Below are 5286 nucleotides of genomic sequence, written 5' to 3' on the forward strand. Positions count from 1 at the left end.
CGCACGATATCCGCGCCCTCGCCGCCGTCCAGGGTGTCGTTCCCGAGGTTGCCGTAGACGATGTCGCCGCCGGCGTCGCCAAAGAGCACGTCCTGGTCCTTGCCGCCGACCACCCAGTCGTCGCCGTCGCCGCCGGAGACCGTGTCGTCGCCCTCGTTGCCGTGGGCGTCGTCGAAGGCCGCGCCGCCGGAGATGGAATCGTTCCCCGTCCCGCCGCGGAGGTAGTCCTGCCCGCCCAGGCCGCTCACGGTGTCGGAGCCGGCCCCGGCCAGCACGGTGTCATCGCCGGCGTAGGTCGTCAGGTAAGGCGGCGGCGCGTCGGCGGTGATCACGTCGTCCCCGCCGCCAGCGTCGATCCAGTCGCTGCTCCAGGAGGCGTTGTAGGTCTCCGCCGCGTCGCCGCCGTGGATGCGCATGACCGACTGGTCGGCGGTCACCGTCGTGATCCCCAGCGCCACGAGGCCCGGACCGGCGTGCTCCTGGTTGATCCAGATCTCCGGCAGCCACCAGTCGCGCAGCAGCAGGGTGTTGGCCCCCGTCCCGCCGTCGATCACCATCCGGTCGGTGGGATTGAAGCTCCCGATCTCGAAGGTGTCGTCGCCCGCGCCACCGCTGATCGACTGCAGCACCTGCGGCGCCTCCCACAGCTCGTGCGGGCGATAGATGTGGATCTTGTCGTTCCCGTCGCCGCCGTCCACGACCGCGTCGAACATCCGCGCGCTGATCGTGTCGTCGCCGCCCTCGCCGTAGAAGCGGTTGGCGCCCGTGACGGCCGCCTCGTACTGCTTCATGCCGCCGTAGTCGTAGAAGACGTCGTTGCCGTCGCCGCCGTACATGACGTCGACCCCGGCCCCGCCGTTGATGGTGTCGTCGCCGGCGTCGCCGCTCAGGGTGTTGTCGCCCTCGCCGCCGCGGACCGGATCGCTGACGTAGCCGCCGCTGATCCAGTCGTTGCCGGAACCGCCCGAGACCACGTCGTTGCCGCCCTGGGACGCCAGCACGTCGTCCCCGCCCCTGCCGGAGAGGGTGTCATGGCCGTCGTAGCCGTAGAGCCGGTTGCGGCCGTCGTCGCCGGTCAGGTTGTCGTCGAAGTTGGAGCCCCAGAGCTGCTCGACGTTCATGATCGTGTCGAGGCCGGCGCCGGTGCTCTGCGCCCCGGTGATCATCAGCGAGGCCTGCACGCCCTGGGTCGCGGTCTCGAACGAGACCACGTCGCTGCCGTCGAACGGGTTTGCGCCGAAGGTGTAGTAGACGTCGTAATAGCCCGCGGCCACCGAGCCCGCGCCGCCGTCCATGTGGTCGTCGCCGGCGCCGCCGATCAGGGTGTCGCCGCCCTCGCCGCCCAGCAGGCGGTCGGCGCCGTCATCGCCGCGCAGGGCGTCGTTGCCCGCGCCGCCCTCGAGCGTGTCGTCGCCCGCGCCGCCCGAAAGCAGGTCGCCATCGCCCAGCCCCTGCAGCCGGTCGTCTTCCGCCCCGCCGGTCAGGGTGTCCCGCGCCGCCGTACCCACGAATTCCGCCATCATCCACCCGTCGCGCAAGAAGCCGGCCCACAGGTGTGGGCCGGCTGGATGTCCCCACCGGGGAGCTAGGGCTCAATCGCGGCTGAAATCGGGCGCAGCTTCACCGTAAGCTGTTGAAAAGGCGGACAGAAGCCCGAAGCCTAGCCTCCGACGATCCAGCCCTCCGGCAGCGCCGAGAGCTGAACGTTGACCAGCACCACCCGGTTGCCGCCGCCCATGTCGATGACGGTGTCGGCGCCGACCTGGGCCAGGGTGTAGGCCGTGCCGGGGTCGAGCTGCACCCGGTCGCCCTCGGCGAAGTTGAAGTCGGTGACCAGGTCGATCCCGGCGTCGACGAACGAATGGAAGATGTCCGCGCCCGCTCCGCCGGTGAGGTTGTCGTCGCCCCGGTCGCCGGAGAGCCAGTCGTTCCCCTCGCCTCCGGCCAGCACGTCGTCCCCCTGGCCGCCCCGGACGATGTCGGCCCCCGCCCCGCCGTCGAGGACGTCGTTCCCGAGGTTGCCGTAGACGATGTCGTCGCCCAAGTCCCCGCTCAGGCGGTCGTTGTCCTGGCCGCCCACGACCCAGTCGTCGCCGTCGCCGCCCGAGGCCGTGTCGTCGCCCTGGTTGCCGTGGATGTCGTCGAACGCTGCGCCGCCGACAATGTAGTCCGCGCCCGCCTCGCCGCGCAGGTAATCCCGGCCGTCGCCGCCCTGCAGGCTGTCGTCGCCGCCGCCGGCCATCAGGTTGTCGGCCCCGGCGCTGCCGCTGAGCGTGTCGCCGTAGATTCCGCCGATGATCTTCTCGAACCCGGAAATGGTGTCCTCGCCCGAGGCGAAGGCCCGCCCCGTGGCGAAGCTGGCGGTCACCCCCATGGTGGCGTCGGAGTAGTCGAGGACGTCGAAGCCGGCTCCGCCATCGAGCAGGTCAAAATCGCGGCCGCCGTTCACCGTGTCGTCGCCGGCCCCGCCGCTGATCGTGTCGTTGCCGGCCTCGCCCAGGAACTGCTCGCCGCGCTCGCCGCCGGCGATGCTGTCGGCCCCATCGCCGCCGGTCATCCGCCCCACGAAGATGCCGGAGGCGCCGGAATAGGTGTCGTCACCGAGCCCCAGGCTGGTGTCGCCCCAGATGACCCCGGCGTTGACCAGCCGGGCCGAGGAGAAGCCCATGTCCACCTTGCCGAGGAAGGTCCCGTTGTTGGTGAACACCTCCGTCCCGCTGGTGTAGCTGGAATAGGGGGACACCTTCAGCGCGTAGTCGCCCTCGACCCAGCCGTTGTTGACGAAGGTGTCGCCGCTGCCGAAGGACGATGTCCAGTAGACGGCGATGCTGTCGCTCGCCGCACTGCCATCCGTCGCCTTGATGGTCCCGCTGTTGCTGAAGCTGGAATCCCAGCCGTTCAGGCCGACCCCCACCACATTGGTCGCGCCCGTCACCTCGAAGACGCCCGTGTTCCGGAATGTGCCGCCGTTGGCGAGGTTCACGCCACGGGCGTCGGAGGCGGTGGAGGTGACACGGAAGGTTCCGCTGTTCTCGAACACCCATGGACCCGCGTCCCAGGTGGAGAGGCCGTACGCAGTCCCCTTGGCGGTCACCTGCACCGAACCGCGGTTGTAGAAGTCGGGCGACCAGCTGCCGGAGCTGTAGCCGTAGGCGTAGCCGCCGGTGGCGTTGTTGGTCACCGTGAGCGAGCCGCTCTCGGTGATGGTCACCGCGGAGTCGTAGAAGCCGCCGTAGCCGATGGCGATCCCGGTGATGGAATTGTAGCCGCTGCCCGACGAGCTCATGGTGGCGTTCACCACCCCCTCGATCAGCAGGGTCGGCGATCCGCTGGAGCCGCCTTCCAGCGAGAAGGCGTTCTCGTTCGTGAACGTCAGCGTCTCGCCCGGATAGACCCGAAAGCTGGTGGTCACGATCACGGTCGGCATCAGGTCTCTCTCCCCCCAGATGTCCCACCGGCGACCGAGCGCCTCGAGGGCTCAAGATGGCTCCATCACCGCCCCGCGGCTGGGCAAGTCCGCGCCCGCGGCCCGCGATCATCGGCACGCGGAACACCCTCCCCACAAGGCAACCTTGTGGGGGAAGGCGGTGTCAGGTCAATGACGGTCGCCTACCGCGTGAACTTCTGGAACTTGATGCGGTGGGGGATGATGCTGTCGGAGCCGAGGCGGCGCATCTTGTCCTCCTCGTAGGCCTCGAAGTTGCCCTCGAACCACTCGACCTTGCTGTCGCCCTCGAAGGCCAGGATGTGGGTGGCCAGGCGGTCCAGGAAGAAGCGGTCGTGGCTGATGACCACGGCGCAGCCCGGGAAGTCCTCCAGGGCCGATTCCAGGGCCCCGAGGGTTTCCACGTCGAGATCGTTGGTCGGTTCGTCGAGCATCAGGACGTTGCCGCCGTTGGCCAGCGTCTTGGCCAGGTGGACCCGGTTGCGCTCGCCGCCCGAGAGCAGGCCGACCTTCTTCTGCTGGTCGGCGCCCTTGAAGTTGAACGAGCCGACGTAGGCGCGGCTGGGGATCTCGCGGCCGCCCACCTTCATGATGTCGAGGCCGCCCGAGATCTCCTCCCAGACGTTCTTGTTGGGATCGAGGGTGTCGCGGCTCTGGTCGACGTAGGAGAGCTTCACCGTCTCGCCCAGGCGCACGGTGCCCGCGTCGGGGGTCTCCTGCCCGGTGATGATCTTGAACAGCGTCGACTTGCCGGCCCCGTTCGGGCCGATGACGCCGACGATGCCGCCCGGCGGCAGCTTGAAGGACAGGTCCTTGAACAGCAGCTTGTCGCCGTACTCCTTCTCCAGGCCGTCGACCTCGATGACCACCTGGCCGAGCCGGGGGCCCGGCGGGATCTGGATCTGGGCGAAGGTCTGCTTGGCGTTGTCGGCGGCGGCCTGCAGCTGGTCGAAGGCGGCCAGGCGGGCCTTGGACTTGGTCCGCCGCGCGGACGGCGAGGAGCGGACCCAGGCCAGCTCGCGCTCGATCGTGCGCTTCTTGCCGGCCTCCTCGCGCTCCTCCTGCGCCAGGCGCTTGGTCTTGGCCTCCAGCCAGGACGAGTAGTTGCCCTCGTGCGGCAGGCCCTTGCCGCGGTCGAGCTCCAGCGTCCACTTGGTCACCTGGTCCAGGAAGTAGCGGTCGTGGGTGACCAGGATCACGCAGCCCGGGAAGGCCTCCAGGTGGTGCTGCAGCCAGGCCACGCTCTCGGCGTCGAGGTGGTTGGTGGGCTCGTCGAGCAGCAGCATGTCGGGCTTGGAGAGCAGCAGGCGGGCGAGCGCCACGCGGCGCTTCTCGCCGCCGGACAGCTTGTCCACCGGCCAGTCGTTCGGCGGGCAGCGCAGCGCGTCCATCGCCATCTCGATGCGGCTGTCGATGTCCCACAGGTCGTGGGCGTCGAGCTGCTCCTGGAGGGCGGTCATCTCCTCCATCAGCTCGTCGGTGTATTCCTCGCCCATCTGGGTGGCGACGGCGTTGTAGCGGTCGAAGATCCGCTTCTCCTCGCACCAGGCGATGACGTTGCCCCAGACGTCGAGCTGCTCGTCGAGCTGCGGCTCCTGCTCCAGGTAGCCGCGCTTCACGCCCTCGGCGGCGAAGGCCTCGCCGGTGAAGTCCTTGTCGAGCCCGGCCATGATCTTCAGCAGGGTCGACTTGCCGGAGCCGTTGACGCCGACGACGCCGATCTTGGCGTCCGGATAGAAGGACAGCCAGATGTTCTCGAAGGTCTTCTTGGGGTTTCCAGGGTAGCCCTTGGTCAGGCCCTGCATCTGGAAAATGTACTGCTGCGCCATGGGGCGTCCGCG

3 protein-coding genes are annotated in these 5286 nt (G+C 69.1%); all 3 read right to left on the reverse strand.

The window, feature by feature from the left end:
* A partial coding sequence (locus V7Z97_RS19040; protein ID WP_334165022.1) for a calcium-binding protein occupies positions 1–1523 on the reverse strand: 1523 nt, incomplete at its 3' end.
* A gap of 137 nt (positions 1524–1660) precedes the next feature.
* Positions 1661–3427 carry a calcium-binding protein gene (locus tag V7Z97_RS19045; protein ID WP_334165023.1) on the reverse strand — a complete coding sequence of 589 codons (1767 nt, stop codon included), beginning with the start codon at positions 3425–3427 and terminating at the stop codon, positions 1661–1663.
* A 182-nt stretch (positions 3428–3609) separates the two neighbouring features.
* Positions 3610–5274: an energy-dependent translational throttle protein EttA gene (gene ettA, locus V7Z97_RS19050; RefSeq protein WP_334165024.1), complete on the reverse strand. Its 1665-nt coding sequence runs from the start codon at positions 5272–5274 to the stop codon at positions 3610–3612.
* Positions 5275–5286 lie beyond the last annotated feature (12 nt).

It is taken from the genome of Phenylobacterium sp. (genome assembly GCF_036821595.1).
Taxonomy (GTDB): Bacteria; Pseudomonadota; Alphaproteobacteria; order Caulobacterales; family Caulobacteraceae; genus Phenylobacterium.